The organism is Zobellella sp. DQSA1 (assembly GCF_041950555.1).
Taxonomy (GTDB): Bacteria; Pseudomonadota; Gammaproteobacteria; order Enterobacterales; family Aeromonadaceae; genus Oceanimonas.
This window is the reverse complement of sequence record NZ_CP169531.1, coordinates 2,334,169-2,355,426: the sequence shown is the minus strand read 5'-3', so window position 1 is coordinate 2,355,426 and position 21,258 is coordinate 2,334,169. Positions and strand designations below refer to the sequence as shown.

The 21,258-nt window shown below is 62.9% G+C and carries 14 protein-coding genes; 8 read left to right on the top strand and 6 right to left on the bottom strand.

What is annotated here, in order from left to right; genetic code table 11:
- Positions 1-6: 6 nt before the first annotated feature.
- A complete protein-coding gene (locus tag ACEVBK_RS11455) occupies positions 7-1,137 on the bottom strand; it encodes an ABC transporter ATP-binding protein (RefSeq protein WP_094040181.1) in 1,131 nt (376 codons plus the stop codon).
- A gap of 470 nt (positions 1,138-1,607) precedes the next feature.
- On the opposite strand from ACEVBK_RS11455, the gene malE (ACEVBK_RS11450) reads away from it, so the two are divergent.
- From malE (ACEVBK_RS11450) to ovoA, 5 genes are all read left to right on the top strand, one after another.
- Entirely contained in the window at positions 1,608-2,774 is a 1,167-nt protein-coding gene (malE, locus tag ACEVBK_RS11450; RefSeq protein ID WP_375055080.1) for a maltose/maltodextrin ABC transporter substrate-binding protein MalE, read from the top strand.
- A gap of 66 nt (positions 2,775-2,840) precedes the next feature.
- Positions 2,841-4,415 (top strand): maltose ABC transporter permease MalF, encoded by a 1,575-nt coding sequence (malF, locus tag ACEVBK_RS11445; RefSeq protein ID WP_375055079.1) that lies wholly within the window; start codon positions 2,841-2,843, stop codon positions 4,413-4,415.
- Between the two features lies 1 nt (position 4,416).
- On the top strand, positions 4,417-5,307 hold the full coding sequence (malG, locus tag ACEVBK_RS11440) for a maltose ABC transporter permease MalG (RefSeq protein ID WP_375055078.1): 891 nt from the start codon (positions 4,417-4,419) through the stop codon (positions 5,305-5,307).
- Positions 5,308-5,461: 154 nt separating this feature from the next.
- Complete coding sequence (locus tag ACEVBK_RS11435; RefSeq protein ID WP_375055077.1) at positions 5,462-7,417, top strand: glycogen debranching enzyme GlgX; 1,956 nt, start codon at positions 5,462-5,464, stop codon at positions 7,415-7,417.
- 81 nt (positions 7,418-7,498) lie between these two features.
- On the top strand, positions 7,499-9,616 hold the full coding sequence (gene ovoA, locus ACEVBK_RS11430) for a 5-histidylcysteine sulfoxide synthase (protein WP_375055076.1): 2,118 nt from the start codon (positions 7,499-7,501) through the stop codon (positions 9,614-9,616).
- 88 nt (positions 9,617-9,704) lie between these two features.
- Here the strand turns inward: ovoA and malT are convergent, their stop codons facing one another.
- The 5 genes from malT to ACEVBK_RS11405 form a co-directional block, all read right to left on the bottom strand.
- Positions 9,705-12,464 (bottom strand): HTH-type transcriptional regulator MalT, encoded by a 2,760-nt coding sequence (gene malT / locus ACEVBK_RS11425; protein WP_375055075.1) that lies wholly within the window; start codon positions 12,462-12,464, stop codon positions 9,705-9,707.
- Between the two features lie 155 nt (positions 12,465-12,619).
- Positions 12,620-13,447, bottom strand: coding sequence for a MalM family protein (locus tag ACEVBK_RS11420; RefSeq protein ID WP_375055074.1), 828 nt, complete (start codon positions 13,445-13,447; stop codon positions 12,620-12,622).
- A gap of 183 nt (positions 13,448-13,630) precedes the next feature.
- Entirely contained in the window at positions 13,631-14,857 is a 1,227-nt protein-coding gene (locus ACEVBK_RS11415; protein ID WP_375055073.1) for a maltoporin, read from the bottom strand.
- A gap of 85 nt (positions 14,858-14,942) precedes the next feature.
- Positions 14,943-16,049 carry a maltose/maltodextrin ABC transporter ATP-binding protein MalK gene (malK, locus tag ACEVBK_RS11410; RefSeq protein ID WP_375055072.1) on the bottom strand — a complete coding sequence of 369 codons (1,107 nt, stop codon included), beginning with the start codon at positions 16,047-16,049 and terminating at the stop codon, positions 14,943-14,945.
- A gap of 3 nt (positions 16,050-16,052) precedes the next feature.
- A complete protein-coding gene (locus ACEVBK_RS11405; protein WP_375055071.1) occupies positions 16,053-17,024 on the bottom strand; it encodes a hypothetical protein in 972 nt (323 codons plus the stop codon).
- Positions 17,025-17,413: 389 nt separating this feature from the next.
- Between ACEVBK_RS11405 and malE (ACEVBK_RS11400) the strand changes: the two genes are divergently transcribed.
- The 3 genes from malE (ACEVBK_RS11400) (at position 17,414) to malG (ACEVBK_RS11390) (ending at position 21,229) form a co-directional block, all read left to right on the top strand.
- Entirely contained in the window at positions 17,414-18,598 is a 1,185-nt protein-coding gene (malE, locus tag ACEVBK_RS11400) for a maltose/maltodextrin ABC transporter substrate-binding protein MalE (RefSeq protein ID WP_375055070.1), read from the top strand.
- A gap of 140 nt (positions 18,599-18,738) precedes the next feature.
- Entirely contained in the window at positions 18,739-20,322 is a 1,584-nt protein-coding gene (malF, locus tag ACEVBK_RS11395) for a maltose ABC transporter permease MalF (protein WP_375055069.1), read from the top strand.
- 16 nt (positions 20,323-20,338) lie between these two features.
- Positions 20,339-21,229: a maltose ABC transporter permease MalG gene (malG, locus tag ACEVBK_RS11390; RefSeq protein WP_375055068.1), complete on the top strand. Its 891-nt coding sequence runs from the start codon at positions 20,339-20,341 to the stop codon at positions 21,227-21,229.
- Positions 21,230-21,258: the final 29 nt, after the last annotated feature.

Below are 21,258 nucleotides of genomic sequence, written 5' to 3'. Positions count from 1 at the left end.
TTCAGGTTACTTGATCAGTAGTTCGGTCTGGGGATCGAAATAGCAGACATGATCCATCTCGGCGGCCAGGGCCAGCGGCTCGCCTTCCGCGACGCGGCTCCGGCCACCGAGGCGGGCGTTGAGCCTGTGCTCTCCGGCTTGCAGTTGCACAAAGGTATCGGAGCCGGAGGACTCGACATTGGCTACCGGCAGGTGGATGGCGTGATCGTGTCGCGCTTCGCGGTAGGGATGCAGCGCCTCGGGACGCAGGCCTACCACTACTTCCTTGTCCTGGTAGTCACGCAGCCGTTCGGTGGCGCGACTATCCACCAGGGTAAAGCCGTTTGGACCGCACACCTCGAGGAGGACGCCGGCATCGCTGAGCTCGACCCGGGCGGGCAGCAGGTTCATCGGCGGGGTGCCCATGAAGTTGGCCACGAACATGTTGGCCGGTTCGTCGTAGATTTGCTGTGGGGTCCCTACCTGCTGGATATGGCCGTCGCGCAGTACCACTATCTTGGTGCCCAGGGTCATGGCTTCTATCTGATCGTGGGTCACATAGACGATGGAAGCGTTGGTCTGTTTGTGCAGATGGTGGATCTCGGCGCGCATCTCCACCCGCAGCTTGGCATCCAGGTTGGAGAGGGGCTCGTCGAACAGGAACAGCACCGGCTCCCGCACCAGTGCCCGGCCCATGGCCACCCGTTGCCGCTGGCCGCCACTGAGCTGCGATGGCTTGCGATCGAGCAGGTGATCGATTTGCAGCATTTGCGCCACCTCCCGGGTCTTGCGCTGCTGCTCTTCCTTCGGAACCTTGCGGATTTTCATGCCGAAGGCGATGTTTTCCGCCACCGTCATGGTGGGATAGAGGGCATAGGACTGGAACACCATGGCGATATCCCGATCCCGGGGCGGTACCCGGGTGACATCGCGTCCATCGATCAGGATCTGGCCACCGGTTGCTTCTTCCAGCCCGGCGATGCAGTTGAGCAGGGTGGACTTGCCGCAGCCCGAGGGACCGACCAGCACCAGGAAGTCTCCCTCGTCCATGTCTACCGACACGGACTTGAGGATGTCGGCACCGCCGTAGCTCTTGATCAGGGCATTGACCGACAGCACTTTGTGGGCCTGCTCCTGTTGGATTGCTGTGTTCACCATCTGTTGCTCCATTATGCCAAGGACACCCGCGACGCGATTTCTGTTGCAAAAGCCATCTGAGCGCCTTGCTTTCCTGAAATTTAAAACGCTTTGAAGTTAACCCAACTGGACGAAGAAGCAACCATCATATCGGTGACTTGTGACCGGGATCTAACTTTGGTGGGGGAAATGGCAGAGACAGCCCCCGGTTTAATCGTAATTTAATTCCCTATTGTGAAATTTAATGACGTTTTTGTTGGTTGTTTTGTGATGTGAGTTGCTGTTTATGGCGGGTAACACTGTTATTTGATGTAAATTTTGCGTTGGATCACACAATGATAGGCCGATGGGGGATCTATCTTGCATCTCTGATTGAAAGCGCTTTAAATAAAATCATTCGCCGCTTCTCCTTTGCCTGGGGCTGCGAGCGTATTGTCATTGGTCTGCCAGGCAGGAGTCTGGGTCAAACTATAGTATGGGAAGGTACAACCATGATGAAGTTTAGGGTGAAACTGCTTGCCGGCCTGCTTGCCGGGACGATGTCCGGCCCGGTGCTGGCTTTTGAACAGGACAAGCTGGTGATCTGGAGTGGCAGCACCAACAGGGGGGTGGCCGCCGTGGCCCAGCAGTTCACCGACGAGCTGGGCATCGAGGTGGTGGTGGAGCATCCCGAGCCGGTTACCGACAAGTTCCAACAATCCGCCGCCAATGGCCAGGGACCGGACATCATCCTCTGGGCCCATGACCGCTTCGGCGAATGGGGTAACGGCGGCCTGCTCACGCCGGTGGAGCCGAGCCAGGAGATCAGGGAGCGGATGTTCGACTTCAGCTGGGATGCCCTTACGCTCAACGGACGCACCTGGGGCTACCCACTCACCATAGAGGCGGTTGGCCTTATCTACAACAAGGATCTGCTGCCTGAGCCGCCGAGTTCCTTTGAACAGTTGTTCGATCTCAAGCTGGCCGATGGCGTCAAGACCATCATGTGGGATTACAACAACGCTTACTTCTCTATGCCGCTGCTGATGGCCAACGGCGGCTATGTGTTCAAGCAGGAGAACGGCGTCTATGATGCCCGTGATGTGGGGGTCAACAATGAGGGTGCGGTCAAGGGCGCCAGAATGATAAAACGGCTGATCGACGAGAAGGTGATGCCGGTCGGGGCCGATTACAACGTGATGGACACCGCCTTCAACAAGGGGGAGCTGGCCATGATGATCAACGGTCCCTGGGCCTGGGATAACCTCAAGGCAACCGGTATCAACTTCGGTGTGGTACCTCTCCCCACCATAGAGGGCCAGTCCCCGAGACCCTTTCTTGGGGTGATCTCCGCCGGCATCAATGCCGCCAGTCCGAACAAGGATCTGGCGGTGGAATTTATCGAAAATTACCTGCTGACCGAGACCGGCCTCGCTGAACTAAACAAGGCGGTGGCCGTTGGCGCGGTGGCGCACAAGGCCTACTCCGAGGAATTGTCCCGGGATCCGAATGTGGCGGCTACCCAGCAAATCGCCGCCCAGGGCGTGCCCATGCCTGGCATTCCCGAAACCGGCCGTTTCTGGGCGGCAATGAACCCGGCACTGCAGAACATTACCGGCGGTCAACAGACGGTGGAGAAAGCATTGGACGATGCTGCCACCCGCATACTGGCGGAATAACGGCCATGGCCGGCACCACAAGTGCCGGCCTATTGCATCCATTGTCACGGTTTTTTGGGAGGGGTCATGAGCTCGCCGACGATTTATGCGGGGCCGATGCCGGAGGCTGACAAGCCCGCGCGGTTTTCCGTGGCCAAGGTGGCCAAATTCAGTGTTCTCGGGGTAGTGTCGCTGGCGCTGCTGTATGCGGTGTGGAGCCTGTACCTGGCCGGCGAGCCGCTGTTCGCGGTGCTGGTGATGGCGGTACTGGTCGGCTTTGCCCTGATCTATGGCAACCGGCGTTTCTATAATGCCCGTTTCGTGTTTCCGGCGGTGGTGACGGTGGGGCTGTTCATCGCCTTCCCGGTGCTTTACACCAGCTACGTCGGCTTTACCAACTACAGCGCCAGCAACCTGCTGTCATTCCACCGGGTCAATGAAATACATCTGTCCCAGGTAACGGTGGACAAGCGCAGCGAGCGGCCCTTTTTCCTGCTGCCTGCCGAGGGCGGTTATCGACTGGTGCTGCGTGGCGCCGATGGCGATTTTATAAGCGAGCCTTTCTTCGCCGATGGCACGTTTTTGCAACTTCCGATGCGGCAGGCCGACCATGTCGAAGCGTTAACAGGCGAGTTCCTGGCGCCCCGCGACATGGTACGCTTGCGCGGCGAGCTGGGCGCCATCAGCGCCCTGCTGCCCGACGGTCAGCGCCTGACCACTTCCGGCATCCGCACCATGGCCCATGTCCAGCCCGTCTTCGAGGAGCTCGAGGACGGTCGGCTGCGCAACCGGCTCGACGGTGGCATACTGGTGGCGGATCATTCGGTGGGTTTCTATCGGGACGAGGCGGGCAACCAGGTGACGCCCGGCTGGCGGGTCAACGTGGGGTTGGACAACTTCAAGCGCATCCTGTTATCCGAGGGCATCCGTGGCCCCATGCTGGAGATCTTTATCTGGACGGTTACTTTTGCCCTGCTGTCGGTGCTGTTCACCTTCGGGGTGGGGGTGCTGCTGGCGGTGATACTGCAGTGGGAGCACCTGCGCTTTCGCGGCCTGTACCGCATCCTGCTGATTTTGCCCTATGCGGTACCGGGGTTTATTTCCATCCTGGTGTTCCGCGGCCTGTTCAATCAGAACTTCGGTGAAATCAACATGATCCTGGAGGCGGTGTTCGGCATCCGCCCGGAATGGTTCACCGATCCGACCCTGGCCCGCGCCATGACACTGATCGTCAACACCTGGCTGGGCTATCCCTACATGATGCTACTGGCCATGGGGTATCTGCAGTCGGTACCCGCTGATCACGCCAAGGCCGCGGCCCTGGAGGGCGCCAGCCCGGTGCGCACTTTCTTTTTCATCACCCTGCCGCAGATCCTGCCGCCGTTCGTGCCCATGCTGATTTCGGCCTTCGCCTTCAACTTCAATAACCTGGTGCTGATCCTACTGCTCACCCGGGGGCTGCCGGATATTCCGGGAACCCTGATCCCGGCCGGATCCACCGATCTGCTGGCATCCTTCACCTACCGCATCAGCTTTATGGACTCGGGTCAGAATTTCGGCCTGGCCGGCGCCATCGCCACCCTGATCTTCGTTATCGTCGGGGCCATGGCCTACGCCAACTTCATGGCACTGCGTCGTGTCGTGGCCGCCAAGGGGAAATAACATGATTGTCGAATATCCGCGCAACCTGCTGCTTCGAAAAATACTGGCCCATGGCTTCCTGTGGATTTTCCTGCTGCTGATCCTGTTTCCGTTCGTGATGATACTGTCCATCTCCTTCCGGGAGGGCAATTTCGCCACCGGCAGCATCTTCCCCGAAAATCCCACCCTGGAACACTGGGCCCTGGCCCTGGGGCTGGATTATGTGCGCGCCGATGGCACCCGGGTAACGCCGCCCTTTCCGGTGTTGCTGTGGCTGTGGAATTCGGTCAAGGTCGGCACTATCGCCTCTCTGGGCGTGCTGGTGGTGTCCACCATCGCCGCCTATTCCTTCTCCCGGCTGCGCTTTCGCTTCAAGGGGACCCTGCTGGATTCGCTGCTGCTGATCCAGATGTTCCCCAGTGCCCTGGCGGTGGTGGCGCTCTACGCCATTTTCGACGCCCTGGGCAAGGTCACTCCCGTGCTCGGCATCGACAGCCACTGGTCGCTGATCCTCTGTTATCTGAGCGGGGTGACCATGAGCATCTGGATCATCAAGGGCTACTTCGACGCCATCGACCCGGCGCTGGACAAGGCCACCCAGATTGACGGTGCCACCCCCTGGCAGACCTTCCGCCATGTATTCCTGCCACTGTCGGTGCCGATACTGGCGGTGGTATTCGTGCTGGCCTTTATCGGCACCGTTACCGATTACCCCCTGGCCTCGGTGCTGCTGCGCAAGACCGAGCAGATGACCCTGGCGGTGGGCGCGCGTCAGTATCTGGTGGATCACAAGTACCTGTGGGGCGACTTCGCCGCCGCCGCCATTCTGTCGGGGCTGCCGATTACCCTGATGTTCCTGCTGGCCCAGCGTTACCTGGTGTCCGGCTTGTCCGACGGCGGGGTCAAGGGCTAGCCGCCTCGGCGTCATCCAGGCGATCCCCGTCGCTGCCCCGCTGCCGTCCGGCAGCGGGGCATTTTATGCAGCGTCACCCTTCTGCAGCCAACATCCTTACCTTGTGGCTGCGCCAGGCACGCTGATTGTCGTGTTTCCAGGCCAAGGAGAGCCTATGCCCCCGTTACTGTCCTGCCACCAAGGTTTGTTCTTTCCCCTCGGTGCCCGCTGCAGCGAGGAGGGGGTGAATTTTGCCATTTACGCCCCGGAGGATCCCAGTCTGCTGCTACTGCTGGAAAGCCCGGGGAAGCAGCGTTTCTGCCTGCCGCTGACCGGCTGTCACAAGGGCGTTCGCCATCTGTTCGTGCCCGGAGTGGATCGGTACTGGCGATACAGTTACCAGAGCGGGCGCGGCAGCCGGCCCCGCTACCTGCTCGACCCCTATGCCACCCTACTGTCGGAATTGCCCTTTTTCGCCCATCCCTATGACGCCGACTTCGACTGGCAGGGGGTCGTACCGCCCCGGCACGATTGGCACGAGGCGGTGATTGCGGAGCTGCACGTCAAGGGTTTCACGCGTCGTCATCCGGCGGTGCCGATCGAGGAGCAGGGCCGCTACGCCGGCCTGCATCACCCCGAGGTGATAAGACAGTTAAAGGAAGCCGGTGTCACAGTGGTGCAACTGATGCCGGTGGCGGAGTGGCGGGACGAGCCCCACCTGCCGCCGCTCGGTCTGACCAATTACTGGGGCTACAATCCTCTGGCGCCCTTCGCCCCCAGCCGGCGTTACGCCCGGCTGGATCCGGTGGTGGAATTCAAGACCCTGGTGCGTGAGTTGCATCGTGCCGGCATCGAGGTGATCCTGGATCTGGTGCTGAATCATACCGCCGAAGGAGGAGATGAGGGGCCTGTATGGCACTGGAAACACCTCTGTCCCGACTATTACCTGCGAGATCCCGATGGCCGGCTCGGCAACTACAGCGGCTGTGGCAATACCGTGGATCTGCGCCACCCCGCCGCCCTGCGTCAGGTGATGGACTGCCTGCGGTTCTGGGTGGAGGAGTATCGGGTTGACGGCTTTCGCGTTGGGCAGGCCACCAATCTGGGACGGGAAGGGAAGCACTTCAATGAATCCTCTCCCTTTTTCTGTGCGCTGGCGCAGGATCCGGTACTGCAGCGTTGCAAGCTGATCGCCGAGCCCTGGGACAGGGGGCCCCATGGTCGCCAACGGGGCCGGTTTCCCGACGAATTCGCCGAGTGCAACGACCGTTTCCGCGACGGCATAGTCGGCTTTTGGCGCGGGGATGACACCGCGCCGGCGGAGCTTGCCAGCTGTCTGACGGGGTCGCGCGATCGGTTCAGCGAGCAACGCTGGCCGGCACACCTGCCCGTGAACTACATCTGCAGCCATGACGGTCTCACCCTGGTGGATCTGGTTGGTTATGATGGGCGAGGCCGGGGTGGGGAGGGCCCCGGTGGACAGGAAGAACAGGTCCGGGCCGACAGGGACGATGTCGATCCTCTCCGGCGGCAGCGCAACCTGCTGGCCTGCCTGCTGCTGTCGTTTGGTGTGCCGCATCTGCTGGGGGCGGATCTGGCCTCGCACAGCCAGCACGGCAATGACAATGCCTACGATCAGGATAATGTCGTCGGCTGGCTCGACTGGAGGGCGGATCCCAAGGGGCGGCAGCGCGCCTTCATCTCCCGGCTGGCCGCCTTGCGCCGGCAGTGGATCATCCCGCTGCAGCAACGCATGAGTTATGCTTCTCCCCAGACCTCCTATCCGGATATGCACTGGCTGCGTCCAGACGGTGAAGCAATGGAAGAAGTGGAGCGGCGAGAGCCGGGGCTGCGCAGCCTGCAACTGCTGATTTCCGAACCCAGCCTGGGCTCGGTGCTGTGGCAACTCAATCGCGGTGACCGGGCCGAGTATCATCGCCTGCCCGGTCGTACCCCCTGGCGTCTGGCACTGGACAGTGCCAGGCCGGATATCGAGCTGTCGGACGAAGGCGGATCTCACCTGGTGGCGGCGCACAGCCTTCGCTTCTGGGTTCAGCCACCGGTGTCCGGTGGCGGGCCGGCCAAGCCCAACGGAGCTCCCATGGCACCCCTCACCCAATGGGAGGAATGAGACAGGCAGTCGGGGTTTTGCTTCTCATTGTCCGGGCAACGGGGTAACTTAAAGCAAAAACAAGCAGTCAGGAAGCTTTCCATGGAACAACTTGCAGAGGTAGTCACCAGAACCCTCTTGCTCACCGGGGACTCGGTAGAGCACAAACGGGAAGAAATCCGGGCCTACTTTCACCAGACCTTCAACCTTTACGAGTCCCTGTTCGACTGCATCGCCGGCGACGAAGCCTATTACCTGCGGCCCGAGCCGCTGCGCCATCCGCTTATCTTCTATTTCGGCCACACGGCGGTGTTCTTTATCAACAAGCTGGTGCTGGGCAAGTACCTGGACCGGCGGCTGGACGAGAGGCTGGAGTCGATGTTCGCCATCGGCGTGGACGAGATGTCCTGGGACGATCTGAACGAGGCAAACTACGACTGGCCCTCGGTGGCGGACACCCGTGCCTATCGCCGGCGGGTGCGGGAGCGGATGGATGCGGTGATCGGCGAGATGCCGCTCGGCCTGCCGATCACCCCCGACTCCCCGGCCTGGATAGTGCTGATGGGCATAGAGCACGAGCGTATCCACCTGGAAACTTCCTCGGTGATCATGCGCATGCTGCCGCTGGATTGCCTGCGCCCCCACCCGATCTGGTCTTCGGTCTGCCCCGAATCGGGCCCGGCGCCGGAAAACGGCCTGCTGCCGGTGGCCGGCGACACCCTCACCCTGGGCAAGCCCGCCACCGCCGCTACCTACGGTTGGGACAACGAATACGGCCACAAGACGGTGGCGGTACAGCCGTTCCGGGTGGCCAGGTACCTGGTGTCCAACGGTGAATACCTGCAATTCGTGCAGGCCGGCGGTTACCGGAGTCCCGAGTTCTGGACCGAGGAAGGGCAGCGTTGGCTGGCCTTCAGCCGGGCCGCCATGCCCCGCTTCTGGACCAAACGTAACGGCGAATATTACCAGCGCAACCTGTTGCAGGAGGTGCCGCTGCCGCTGAACTGGCCGGTGGAGGCCAACTACCTGGAGGCCAAGGCTTTCTGCAACTGGAAGGCGGCCCAAACCGGCACCCATGTGCGGCTGCCTACCGAGGCCGAGTGGACCCTGTTGCGCAGCCGGCTGAGTCAGGATCAGCCGGACTGGGCGCGGGCACCGGGCAACATCAACCTGGAGCATTATGCCTCGTCCTGCCCGGTGGACCGTTTCGAGGTGGACGGCATCCACGATCTTGTCGGCAACGTCTGGCAGTGGACCGAAACCCCCATCGACGGCTTTCCCGGCTTCGAGGTGCATCCGCTCTACGACGACTTTTCCACCCCCACCTTCGATAACCGCCACAACCTGATCAAGGGCGGCTCCTGGATTTCGACCGGCAACGAGGCCACCCGTTATTCCCGCTATGCCTTTCGCCGGCATTTTTTCCAGCATGCAGGCTTCCGTTACATTGAATCAGACCATGCAGAGGTGCCCGTGGAACCCGTGAATAGCTATGAAACCGACGATTTGGTGACCCAGTACCTGGAGTTCCACTACGGATCCGAATATTTCGGCGTGGCCAACTACCCGGTGGCCTGTGTGCGCACCCTGCTGGCGCGTCTGCCCGGGCTCAACAAGGGCAGGGCGCTGGATCTGGGCTGCTCGGTGGGCCGGGCCAGCTTCGAGCTGGCGCTGCACTTCGGGGCGGTGGATGGCATCGACTTTTCCGCCCGCTTTATCCAGCACGGCTTCCAGTTGAAGGAAAGCGGCCAGACCCGCTTCGCCATTCCCACCGAGGGCGAACTGGTGGAATTTAAAGAGACCAGCCTGCACGCCCTGGGCTACGCCGAGGTGGCCCACAAGGTGGAGTTCGTGCAGGGCGATGCCTGCAACCTGAAAGCCCGTTTCGGCGGCTACGATCTGATCTTCTGCGGCAACCTGATTGACCGGCTCTACGATCCCAGCCTGTTCCTCGGCCAGGTGCACGAGCGGCTCAACCCCGGTGGCTGCCTGGTGCTGACCTCGCCTTACACCTGGCTGGAGGACTACACCCCCAAGGCCAAGTGGCTGGGGGGCATCAAGGTCAACGGCGAGAACTTCACCACCCTGGACGGTCTTAAGGCGTTACTGGGCGGGCGTTTCGAGCTGGTGGGCCAGGAAGACATTCCCTTCGTGATCCGTGAAACCCGTCGCAAGTTCCAGCATAGCCTGGCGGAAATGACCCTGTGGAAGCTGAAGTAAGAAAAACGCAGACCGGTGCTCCGGTCTCCTCGGATAAAGAGACAGTCGGTCGCTGATCGGCTTCAGACGGCTGACAACGGCCCGGTGCTCAGTATCCCATCAGTTCCAGCAGGCTCTTGGCCTGGGCTATCGCCTCCTGGCGGTGGTTGATGCCGAGCTTCTGGTAGAGGTTGCGGATATGGGTCTTGATGGTGGTGGCGGCCACGTCCAGCTCGGCGGCGATCTGTTCGTTGTTGTAACCGGCGTAGATAAGTCCCAGCACCTGCCATTCCCGCTGGGTCAGCGGGCTGGTGCGCACCAGTTCGGGCACCTGGGGGTGGGTCAGCAGTTTTTCCACGAAGGCCTCGTCGAAGTGGGCAGACCGGTGCCGGTGCTGGTGCTGGCTCAGCTCCTTCAGCAGCCGTTGGGCCCGGTGCCGGGTCATGTCGTCCAGCGCGGCCTGGGCGGCCAGTTGGCGCAGCAACTGGCCCAGCGCTTCCCCCTCCAGGATAAAGTGGCTGATGAAACCGGTGCGGTTGGCCAGGGTCAGGGCTTCCAGCAGGCACTGGCGCGCTTCATCGGTTTCGTGCCGGCGCAGGTGCAGGTGGGCCTGCAGGATAAGGTTGCGGTTGAGATCGCTCACCAACTGTAGCCGGCGGGCGGTGTCGTTGCGCTGTTGCAGCAATTCCAGAGCGGCGTCGGGATTGCCGGCCAGCATATGGGCCCGGGCCAGGTTGCGCCACTGGGCTTGCTGGAAGTGGTTGGTGTCGCCTTCCGGGGCCTGGGCCTCGGCCAGCCAATGGCGGGTGGCGGCCTCGTCGCCCACCAGTTGCCACAGCAGCAGCCGGGTCTGATCCACGCTGGCCACCCAGTCCATGTGGAAATGTCCCCCCCGCAGCAGTTGTTCACAGTGCTGGAGGTGTACCCGGGCATTGTCCACGTCGCCGCGCACCAGGGAAATCTTCACCAGCATGGTCCTGCATTTGAGCTGCTGCTGGGGAGAGAGATCCTCCAGCACTTCCAGCCCCCGGCGGGCGGCGCTTTCGGACTCGTCCAGGCGATGCCAGCTCCACAGCACCCGGGAGCGCAGATACAACAGAAACTCATGCAGCGGCACCTGGCCCAGGTGCTGCTCCTGCACCAGTTCGAAGGCCCTGTCCTGTATTTCGAAGGCGGCCTGCAGGTAGCCCTGGGCCAGTAGTATCTCGCTCTGTTGCAGCATGGCCCACAGGGCCTGGTGGTAGATGCCGTAGCGGCGGGCCATGGCCTCGCATTGCTGCATGACCGGCAGGGCCCGGGTCAGCTGTCCCAGGCAGTGATAGACCTCGCCGGTGACGGTGGTGGCCACCACCCGGCTGTGGCTGCGATCGGCCGGCAACTGGGCGAGGGCTTCTTCCGCCAGGGCCAGGGCCTGGTGGGGCTGGCCGGCGTTGATGGCTACCTGGGCGCGCAGTGCCTGGAATTCGGCCCTGTCCCCGGGCGCCAGGATCAGCCCTTCGGCCGCCATCGCCTGTTCGGCGCGGCCGAGCTGCAGTTCCACCTCGGGATAGCGATGCTGGCTCTGGGCCAGCCAGGCGCGCAGCAGCACCAGACTGGAGGAAAGCAGCAGCCGGCTTTCGGGCAACTGGTCGAGGCTGTGCTCCAGCAGCTGCAGTTCACCGCTGTGGAACAGCGGCCAGCCGTGCTCCAGCAGCAGCTGTTGCAAGAGGGCGGGATCATTGGCGGCCAGGCAATGGTAGAGCGCCTCCACCGGAAACGCCTGCTCCAGCCAGGCGCGGGCCGCCAGGCCGTGCAGTTGCAGGCCCTGGCCCGGCTGCTCCCGCTCCCGCTGGTGGGACAGAAACTGGGTGAACAAGGGGTGAAAACGAAACCAGACCCCTTCCGCATCCAGCCGCTGGGTGAAGAGGCCCTGGCGTTCCAGATTCTCCAGCAGCAGTTGGCCGTCTTCCCGCCCCGTCAGCCGGTTGGCCAGGGCGGCGTTGAGCGAGCGCAGCATCGAGCAGCGCAGCAGGAAATCGCGGGTGGCCGGATCCACCCTGTCCAGCACTTCTTCCTCCAGGTAATCCCGCAGATGCGCCTGGTTAAGCCCGGCCAGGCGCTGGGCCGACTGCTGGGGCTTGAGATGGCCCTGGCTGGAAGAGAGGGCGATCAGTTGCAGGGCGGTAGGCCAGCCTTCGACATCGTCGCACAACCGGGCCGAATCGGCTTCGGCCAGGGGGGTGGCCAGCCGCTGCCGGAAGAACTGGCCGGTTTCCTGGTGGTTGAAGGCTAACTGCCTGCTGTCTATTTCGAACAGCTGGCCCCGTACCCGCAGATTGGCGATGCCGAGCGGCGGCTGGGTGCGGGAGACCACCAGCAGGCTGAAGGACTCGGGCATATGGCGCAGAAAAAAGCGCAATCCGTCGTGGATCAGCTCCTCCCGGATCAGGTGATAGTCGTCCAGCACCAGCAGGGTGGGGGTGTGCCAGCCGGCCAGCTCTTCGAACAACTGCCCGAACAGGGTGTTGAGCTTGCTGAACTGGCGCTTCTCCGCCATGGCCAGGGTCTTGGGGCAGGCCTGACCGGTGGCCCGGGCCAGGGCGGCGATCAGGTAGTGGCCGAAGCGCTGGGGATCGTTGTCGCTTTCGTCCAGGGAATACCAGCCCAGGTGCTCGTGGTCGTCGGTCCACTGGGCCGCCAGGGTGGTTTTGCCGTAGCCGGCCGGGCAATGCAGCAGGATCAGCGGATAATGCTCGGCCTGGCTCAGCAGGGTCAGCAGCCGCGGGCGTAGCAGGGTGTGATGCAGCCGTGACGGCCGGTTCAGTTTGGACGGGATCAGCATGGCGAGGTTTTCGTTTCCCCTGTCGCTCGGTCGGAATATCTTACCCATATCCTACCCGGGGCGGTATTGAGCACAACCGCAGGCCTCATTTAACCGTGTCCGATCACAGTTTTTGTGCTCGGGGACGGGTGATGGTGCCGGGATGGGTGAAAAAAGGGTGTGCAGTGCACACCCAAGCACAAGGAACTCAGTGGGCTGGGAGGCTATTTAACCGCCTCCACAAAGGTGCGGCGGGCGGAATTGACGCCCAGCCGCTCGGCTTCTTCCATCAGGCGCAGGGCCTTGTCGATTTCCCCCTGGCCGGCGGCGGCGCGGATGGCCTGGGTAAAGTAGGCCTCGGTTTCGGGCTGGGGTGCTGCGGCCGGACTGGCTGCTGTTGCCGCCAGCGGCTGCGGACCTATGACCACGGCACCCTGCTTCTGCTCGGCCGCCACCTTCAGTTGCAGCTTGCCCTGGGGCTGATGGGACACCCGCACATCCGGGATGGCCGGCGGCTGGTTGCCGATGGCCTGGGCATGCACCTTGGCCGGGTGGGGCATCATGGTATGGCGGGCCAGGTCTTCGCTCCGGGTGAACACCAGTATATGGATCCGTTGTTGCCCCGGCATGGGCGTCAACCTGATGCTGCCTGCCAGCCGGTTGTCCAGCAGCAGCCGGCCGGAGGCGAAGGGAAAGGCGTCGGCGGGATAGAAGGCGGCGGGCCGCAGCTGTTCATCCAGCACCAGCACATTGGGGGCGAAGACCTGATTGTGCTCGTTCACCAGGCTGTGCAGGGTGAGCTCCAGGGTGCCCCGGTCGGCGGGCAGGGTGAAGGCCGCGACCGGCCCTTCGCCCAGTCCGGTGTCGAGCCGGGGGCCGGCGTCATCGAGCACGAGGGTTTCGGTGACCGGTGGGTTCAGTGGCTGCCATTGCAGGGCGGCAAGCTGCTGCTGGCCGATGGCAGGCACTTCCTGGCGTCCGTCGGCCGTTGCCGGGGGCTGGACGGCCAGCATGGTGCCGAACAGGCACAGTGCCGTCAGGGTCTTGTTCATAAAGGTGCTCCTTTGTGCTGTGGTCATGCCCGCGAAGGCGGGCATCCAGTGCCTGCCTTCATGGACTCCCGCCTTCGCGGGAGTGACGACGGAGTAACAGGGGCAGGAATTTCCCGCTACGGCAAAGCGGAATAAAACCCGGCCAATCGCCGAACAGGCCGGCCCCGAGGCCGGCCCGGGCCATTACCACCAGGCTTCCATCTGCACGCCGAAGGTCACTTCGCCGTCGTTCGCCTCCGGGGTGCCGGCGCGGTCCCCCCACTTGTCGTTCCAGTCGGCGTAGGTGGCGAACAGGCGGATGGCCGGGCGGGCCCAGATGCTGTCGCCGGCCTGCCACTGCTGGGCCAGGGTGTATTTCATCTGATCGTTGCGCTTGCCGCTGGCCTGGTCCTTGACGTTGTCATAGCCCAGTTCGAGCAGGGTGCTCATGGTGTTGCTCCACTTGTACATGGGGCGCACGCCCGCCGAGTACCAAGTGCTGCCGTTGTTGTTGTCCAGATCGATATCCTGGTACAGGGCCACGTACATCAGCTCCCAGTCGCTGGCGGGCTGTACCACACCGTGGTTGATCAGGCGTAGCATGTTGCCGTGGTTGCTGGTGCTGGCACCTTGTGAGTGGCCTGAATTCCAGGAGGTCATGGAATCGGTGGCGTATTGCGCCACGAACTTGTTGAAGCCGCCGAAGAAGTTGCCCTGGGTGTGCTGGGCGGTAAGCATGTAGCCGTCCTTGGTGGCGTCCGGATGCAGAGAGGCATCGTGTTTGGTGCCGGCGCGACCGTAGCCCAGGCCCAGTTCCAGGTTGCCGTCTTGGTTGGTCTGCAGGCCGGCCAGGCGGATATCGAAGACGTTGTTGTAGGCATTGTCATCGCTCCCGAAGCCGGCGGCGCCGCCTTCCTCGGTGTTGCGGGTGACCGCCAGCGACAGCTTGCCGAAGCCGAGGTCGACGTTTTCCAGGCCGGCGCCGGGGCCGGAGATATCCCAGTAGTAGAAATCGAGCATGTGCACGTCATGACGCTGATAGAAGCGCTTGCCCGCCCACAGGGTGGCGCCCGGCAGGGCGTCGAAGACGTTGCGGGCCTGGACGTTGACCTCTCGGAAGGCAGGCTCGACCTGTTCCCAGTCGTTCTGCTGAGAAATGGCGTAGGCCAGGTTGGTGTCGAAGTAGAAGCTCTTGCCACCCTCGGCCCACAATTCCTTGCCCAGCTTCAGTTCGGCGTAGGTTTCGCACTCGTTGCCGAGGCGGTACTTGGCAGCGGCACCGGTGGCGGCGAAGCACTCTTGATCACCGCCGCCGCTGGTCCAGCCGATACCGGAACGGGCATAGCCACTAAAATCCACCGCCATGGCCTGGGTGGCCATGACTGCCGCCGCCACGGCGGAGGCAGTGGGAAGTAAACGCCATTTGTTCATTTGAGTTCTCCTTGTTGGCCTGGTGCAGGGACCATTCCCTGGTCGGCCTTGCTTGATTAAAAAGGTCGGTTGTATCGGTGCCCGGTCAGACGCCGGGCTCGGGGTGCAGCCGGCGGCAGGCCCGGCCGTCTTCGTGGAACAGGTGGCAGCGCTCGGGCGCAATGCCTATCTCCAGCAATTGACCTTCCTCCACCAGTTGCACGTCGTTGTGCCGGTAAATCAGGTTGCATTTGAGGGCGGGGATGCGGACGTGCATCTGGGTTTCGTTGCCCAGTTGCTCCACCACCTGTACTTCGCCGCTAAGGCGGACCGATGCCTGTTCGGCGGGCAGCAGGTGTTCGGGACGGATGCCGAGCGACATATTGGCGCCCTCCTGCACGGCGCGACCGTCCACCGGGATCCAGAAGCGGGTGTCGTTGGTACTTATCTCCACTCGCCCGGCCTCGGCGGCGGTCACCTTCACCGGCAGGAAGTTCATCTTGGGCGAGCCGATAAAGCCGGCGACGAAGCGGTTGGCGGGGTAGTGGTAGAGTTCGAGCGGCCTGCCCACCTGGGCCACCCGGCCTGCGTCCAGCACCACTATCTTGTCGGCCAGGGTCATGGCTTCTACCTGATCGTGGGTGACGTAGATCATGGTGCTCTTGAGCCGCTTGTGCAGGCGGGCGATTTCAATGCGCATCTGCACCCGCAGGCCGGCGTCCAGGTTGGACAGCGGCTCGTCGAGCAGGAACACCCGGGGTTCCGCCACCAGGGTGCGGCCGATGGCCACCCGCTGGCGCTGGCCGCCGGACAGTTCCTTGGGGCGGCGCTCCAGCAGGTGGGCCAGTTGCAGGATCTCGGCAGCGTGGTTGACCCGTTGCCGGATTTCTGCCTTGGGCGTACCGGCCAGCTTGAGTCCGAACGACATGTTGTCGGCCACCGACAGGTGCGGGTAGAGGGCGTAGGACTGGAATACCATGCCCACGCCCCGCTCCGAGGGCTGCACCTCGTTCATGCGGGTTTCACCGATCTGCAGTTCCCCCGAGGTGATATCTTCCAGCCCGGCGATCATGCGCAGCAGGGTGGACTTGCCGCAACCGGACGGGCCTACGAACACCACGAACTCGCCATCGTGGATCTCCAGGTTGATATCCCTGGAGATATGGACGTCTCCATATGATTTGCACACCTTGTGCAGGGTGACATTGGCCATGAATTACTCCTGTTCCTTGGGCGTGACGATGGCGGCGGCGAAGCCGCCAAGGCTCAATTGATGGTCATCGCTCAGCGTGGCCTGGCCGAGAGTCAGCTCCGTTTGCCAGCCGTCCGGCAGCGGGGGCAGATGATGGCGCTGGCGATAGGGCAGCAGGTTGAGCACGACGGTCTGCGGCGGCTGTTCTCCCTCCAGCCGTACCCACAGCAGGCCGTCGTGCAGGCCGGTCGCGCCGATCCGGCCATCGGCCACCAGCGGCTGCCGGCGGCGCCATTGCAGCAGCCGGCGGCATTGGTTGAGGGGGGACTCGGACTCCTGCTCCTGGCGGCTGACGGCCATGGCCCTGTGTTCGGCGGCGACCCGCCGCTGCATGGGATGGGACGGTTGCTCAGGATACTCGACCCAGGGCAGGGGGCTGCGGTTGCCCCTGGTATCCGCCAGTTCGGCGGCGTGGGGCAGGCCCAGCTCTTCTCCCTGCCACAGGCTGACGGGGCCGGGCAGGCAGGCCAGCAGCGCCAGGTAGGGCAGGGCGACCTTGAGATCGCCACCGCCGCAGCGGCTGACCACCCGGGCCAGATCCTGGCCGCCGGTGGCCCAGATCACCGCTCCGCCCTGCGCCCGTTTTTCCAGCCAGTGAGTCAGCCCGACGGGACCGTGATCGACCAGGGTGCACAGGGGCAGGATCTGCCCTTGTGGCCAGGAGCGGTAGTGCCGGTTCTCTTCCAGCCAGAGTGATAATCCCGCCTGTTGCAGCTGATCCGCGAACGCCTGCCAATATCCCTCCGCAAGACCACGCCGGTCATGCCGGGTCAGTACCAACCCATCCACCCCCAGTCGGGTAAAATAATCCAGTTGTTGCAACACCCCGGCCAGATCGCCCCGACCGTCGCCGTCACCGTCGAAGAAGTGGGCGCTGTCCACGCGATACAGGGTCGCGTTACGGGGCAGACTGGAAGATCGGGCATCGAATGTCATTCGGACTTGGCTCACGGGGTTATTGTCATTGGGCTCATCATGCCCGCAGGCAAAGGGGGTGAAATCCTCCGTCCGGGCAAATTTTAGCGGGGGAGGAGGGGGGAGGAGGAGAAATGGCGCTTGGGGGGAGGGGGACGGGCTGGGTGGGGCGGCAAGTGTTTTTTTGGCGCTGTTTTTGTGAGCCGGTTAACGATAACGGATGTTTCCGATGTGCGTCGGATCACATAACCGGCGGGTCTGTGACTTCGCTCACGTTTGGCGACCGGGGGGCGTAGTGGGGAGGAGGATGCCGGGGCCGTCCGGGCGGCGGAAGATGCGGATAACCGGAATCCGTCATGCCCGGCGCGGCGGTTTTCGCTTTTACCCCCTCACGGATAAGGATATGAACTATGGAAAAAGCAATGGGTAAGGTCGCCCTCGGTGTTTTGACCGGTCTGATGATGTCATCCTCTGCCCTCGCCGCCATCGAAGAAGGGCGGTTGCTGATCTGGATTAACGGCGACAAAGGCTACAACGGCCTGGCCGAGGTGGGGCAGTGGTTCGAGCAGGAAACCGGGGTGCCAGTGCGGGTGGAGCATCCGGCCCAGTTGGAAGAGCAGTATCCGAAAGTCGCCGCCTCCGGTGACGGCCCCGACATTATCTTCTGGGCCCACGACCGCTTCGGTGGCTACGCCCAGTCCGGCCTGCTGGCCGAGATCAACCCCAGCCAGGAGCTTCGCAACAAGCTGCACGACTTTACCTGGGACGCGGTGAAGTTCGACGGCAAATATATCGGCTACCCGGTGGCGGTGGAGGCCCTGTCGCTCATCTACAACAAGGATCTGCTGCCCGAGCCCCCCGCCAGCTGGGAGGAAGTCCCGGAGCTGGATACCCAACTTCGTGCCCAGGGCAAGTCGGCCATCATGTGGAACCTGCAGGAGCCCTACTTCACCTGGCCGATGCTCGCCGCCGACGGGGGTTACGCCTTCCGTTTCAACGGCGAGCGCTACGATCCCAAAGACGTGGGCGTGAACAACGAAGGCGCCCGGCGCGGCCTGCAAACATTGGTGGATCTGGTCAACAACAAGCATATCTCCGCCGATGTCGACTATTCCATCGCCGAGGCGGCCTTCAACAAGGGCGAAACCGCCATGACCATCAATGGTCCCTGGGCCTGGGGCAATATCGACAAGGCCGGTATCAACTACGGGGTGACCACCCTGCCCACCCTCAACGGCAACCCCTCCAAGCCCTTTACCGGTATTCTCAGCGCCGGCATCAACGCGGCCAGCCCCAACAAGGAGCTGGCGGTGGAGTTCCTGGAAAACTTCCTGCTGACCGACGAGGGACTGGACAAGGTCAACAGCGACAAGCCGCTGGGTGCCGTGGCCCTGCGCTCCTACCAGAAGAAGCTGTCCAGCGATCCACGGATCAGCGCCACCATGGAGAACGCCATGAACGGTGAAATCATGCCGAACATCCCGGAAATGGCCGGCTTCTGGTATGCCGAACGCAGCGCCATCCTGAACGCCATCAATGGCCGCCAGCAGGTGAAGGCCGCGCTCGACGACGCCGCCGCCCGGATCACCAAGTAAGGAAGATCCGGCACTCGGGGGCAAGCGCCGACAACGTGCGTCATTCCCGCGAAGGCGGGCATCCAGGAACGGCGGCCCCGACAAGTGCATATTTTGAATTGAACGGGCACGCCGCCCAAGCATATCAACAGAGCAGCATCATGCAGTTATCAGAAACGACCACCCTTCCCCTTAAATCCCCGGCGTGGCCGCCGTTGTCCGCTTGGCTGAAGTGGCTGTGCATCGGGGGCATCGGCCTTGTTAACGCCTGGCTGGTGATACTGATGTACGCCCAGGGGGAGACCCTCTTCGCCATGCTGACCCTGGTGCTGGTGGGCAGCGGCCTTTATATCTTCGCCAACCGGCGCAGCTATTCCTGGCGCTATATCTACCCGGGGCTGGCGGGCATGGGCCTGTTCGTGCTGTTTCCGCTGCTGTGCACCATCGGCATCGCCTTTACCAATTACAGCGGCAAGAACCAGCTTACCCTGGAGCGGGTACAGCAGGTGCTGCAACAGCAACGCTTTCAGAGCGGCAGGGATATGGGCTTCGTCCTCCACCAGGAGGACGGGGATCGGTGGCGCCTGTGGCTGAGTGACGACGATAGTGGTGATGCCTACCTGAGCGACGCCTTCACCCTGGCGACACCGCCGACGGCGCCACTGAGCGCGAGCCCGGCCCGCGAGGCGCCGGCCGGCGAGGTGGCCCCCCTGCGGGTGATCACCCAGAACCGGGCCGCGCTGGCCGCGCTGGCGGTGGCCCTGCCCGACGGTGAACTGCTCACCATGAGCTCGCTGCGCCGCTTTGCCGCGAGCGAACCCGTGTATGTGCCGCAAGACGATCTGGTGCTGCTCAACCAGCGCAGCGGAGAGCGGCTGGCGCCCAACTTCGACACCGGTTTTTACCAGCCCATCGACGATGGGGGCAACTTTGTGGGCGAGCCGGTCAGCCCCGGCTTTACCGTGGTGATCGGCTGGGATAACTTCCTGCGGGTGATCCAGGACAAAGGCATCCAGGGGCCCTTTATCTCCATCTTCATCTGGACGGTGCTGTTCTCCGGGCTCACCGTGCTCTTGACCCTGGCGGTGGGCATGGTGCTGGCCTGCCTGGTGCAATGGGAACCGCTCCGGGGCAAGGGCACCTACCGGTTGCTGCTGATCCTGCCCTATGCGGTACCGGCCTTTATTTCCATCCTGATCTTCAAGGGCCTGTTCAACCAGAGTTTCGGCGAGATCAACATGCTGCTTTCGGGCCTGTTCGGCCTCAGTCCCAACTGGTTCACCGATCCCCTGCTGGCCAGGAGCATGCTGGTCATCGTCAATACCTGGCTGGGCTATCCCTACATGATGATACTGTGCATGGGGCTGCTGAAGGCCATTCCCGAGGATTTGTACGAAGCCTCGGCCATGGACGGCGCCGGCCCGCTGGACAACTTCCTGCGCATTACCCTGCCGCTGTTGCTGAGGCCGCTCACGCCCCTGTTGATTGCCAGCTTCGCCTTCAACTTCAACAACTTCGTCCTGATCCAGCTGTTGACCAACGGCCGTCCGGACATGATAGGCACCACCACCCCCGCCGGCTATACCGACCTGCTGGTGAGCTACACCTACCGCATCGCCTTCGAGGGCTCGGGTACCCAGGACTTCGGCCTGGCCGCCGCCATCGCCACCCTGATCTTCCTGCTGGTGGGCGCCCTGGCCGTGCTCAATATCAAGGCCAGCAAACTGGAACTAAGCGAGAAATAACCCAAGGAGCAATACCATGGCTATGGTAAGACCAAAATCGATGCGTTACCGGGTATGGGCCGCCCACGCGGGGCTTATCGCCTTTTGCGCCCTCATCATGTTTCCGTTGCTGGTGGTGGTGGCCATTTCCTTTCGTAGCGGCAACTACGCCACCGGCGAGCTTATTCCCAGCAACCCTTCGCTGGAACACTGGAAGCTGGCGCTCGGCATCGCCGTCAGCAACCCGGACGGCAGCCTGACGCAGCCGCCCTTTCCGGTGCTGCTGTGGCTGTGGAACTCGGTGAAGATCGCCGTTATCACCGCGCTCGGCATCGTGGCCCTGTCCACCACCTGCGCCTACGCCTTTGCCCGGCTGCGGTTTCGCGGCAAGGAAAGCCTGCTCAAGGCCATGCTGATCTTCCAGATGTTTCCGGCGGTACTGTCGCTGGTGGCCCTCTATGCCCTGTTCGACCGTATCGGTGTCTATATCCCCTTCCTGGGGCTCAATACCCACGGCGGGGTGATCTTCGCCTACCTGGGCGGCATTGCCCTGCACGTGTGGACCATCAAGGGCTATTTCGAGACCATAGACCGCTCCCTGGAGGAAGCGGCGGCCCTGGACGGCGCCACGCCCTGGCAGGCGTTCCGGCTGGTGCTGCTGCCGCTGTCGGTGCCCATTCTGGCGGTGGTGTTCATCCTTTCCTTTATCGCCGCCATCACCGAAGTGCCGGTGGCTTCGCTGCTGCTGCGCAACGTAGAGAACTACACCCTGGCGGTGGGCATGCAGCAGTACCTCTATCCCCAGAACTATCTGTGGGGTGACTTCGCCGCCGCCGCCGTGCTGTCTGCCATTCCCATCACGGCGATGTTTCTGCTGGCCCAGCGCTGGCTGGTGGGCGGCCTCACCGCCGGTGGTGTGAAGGGGTAGAGGGCTCCGCCGCTCCCCCTGGCGCGGAG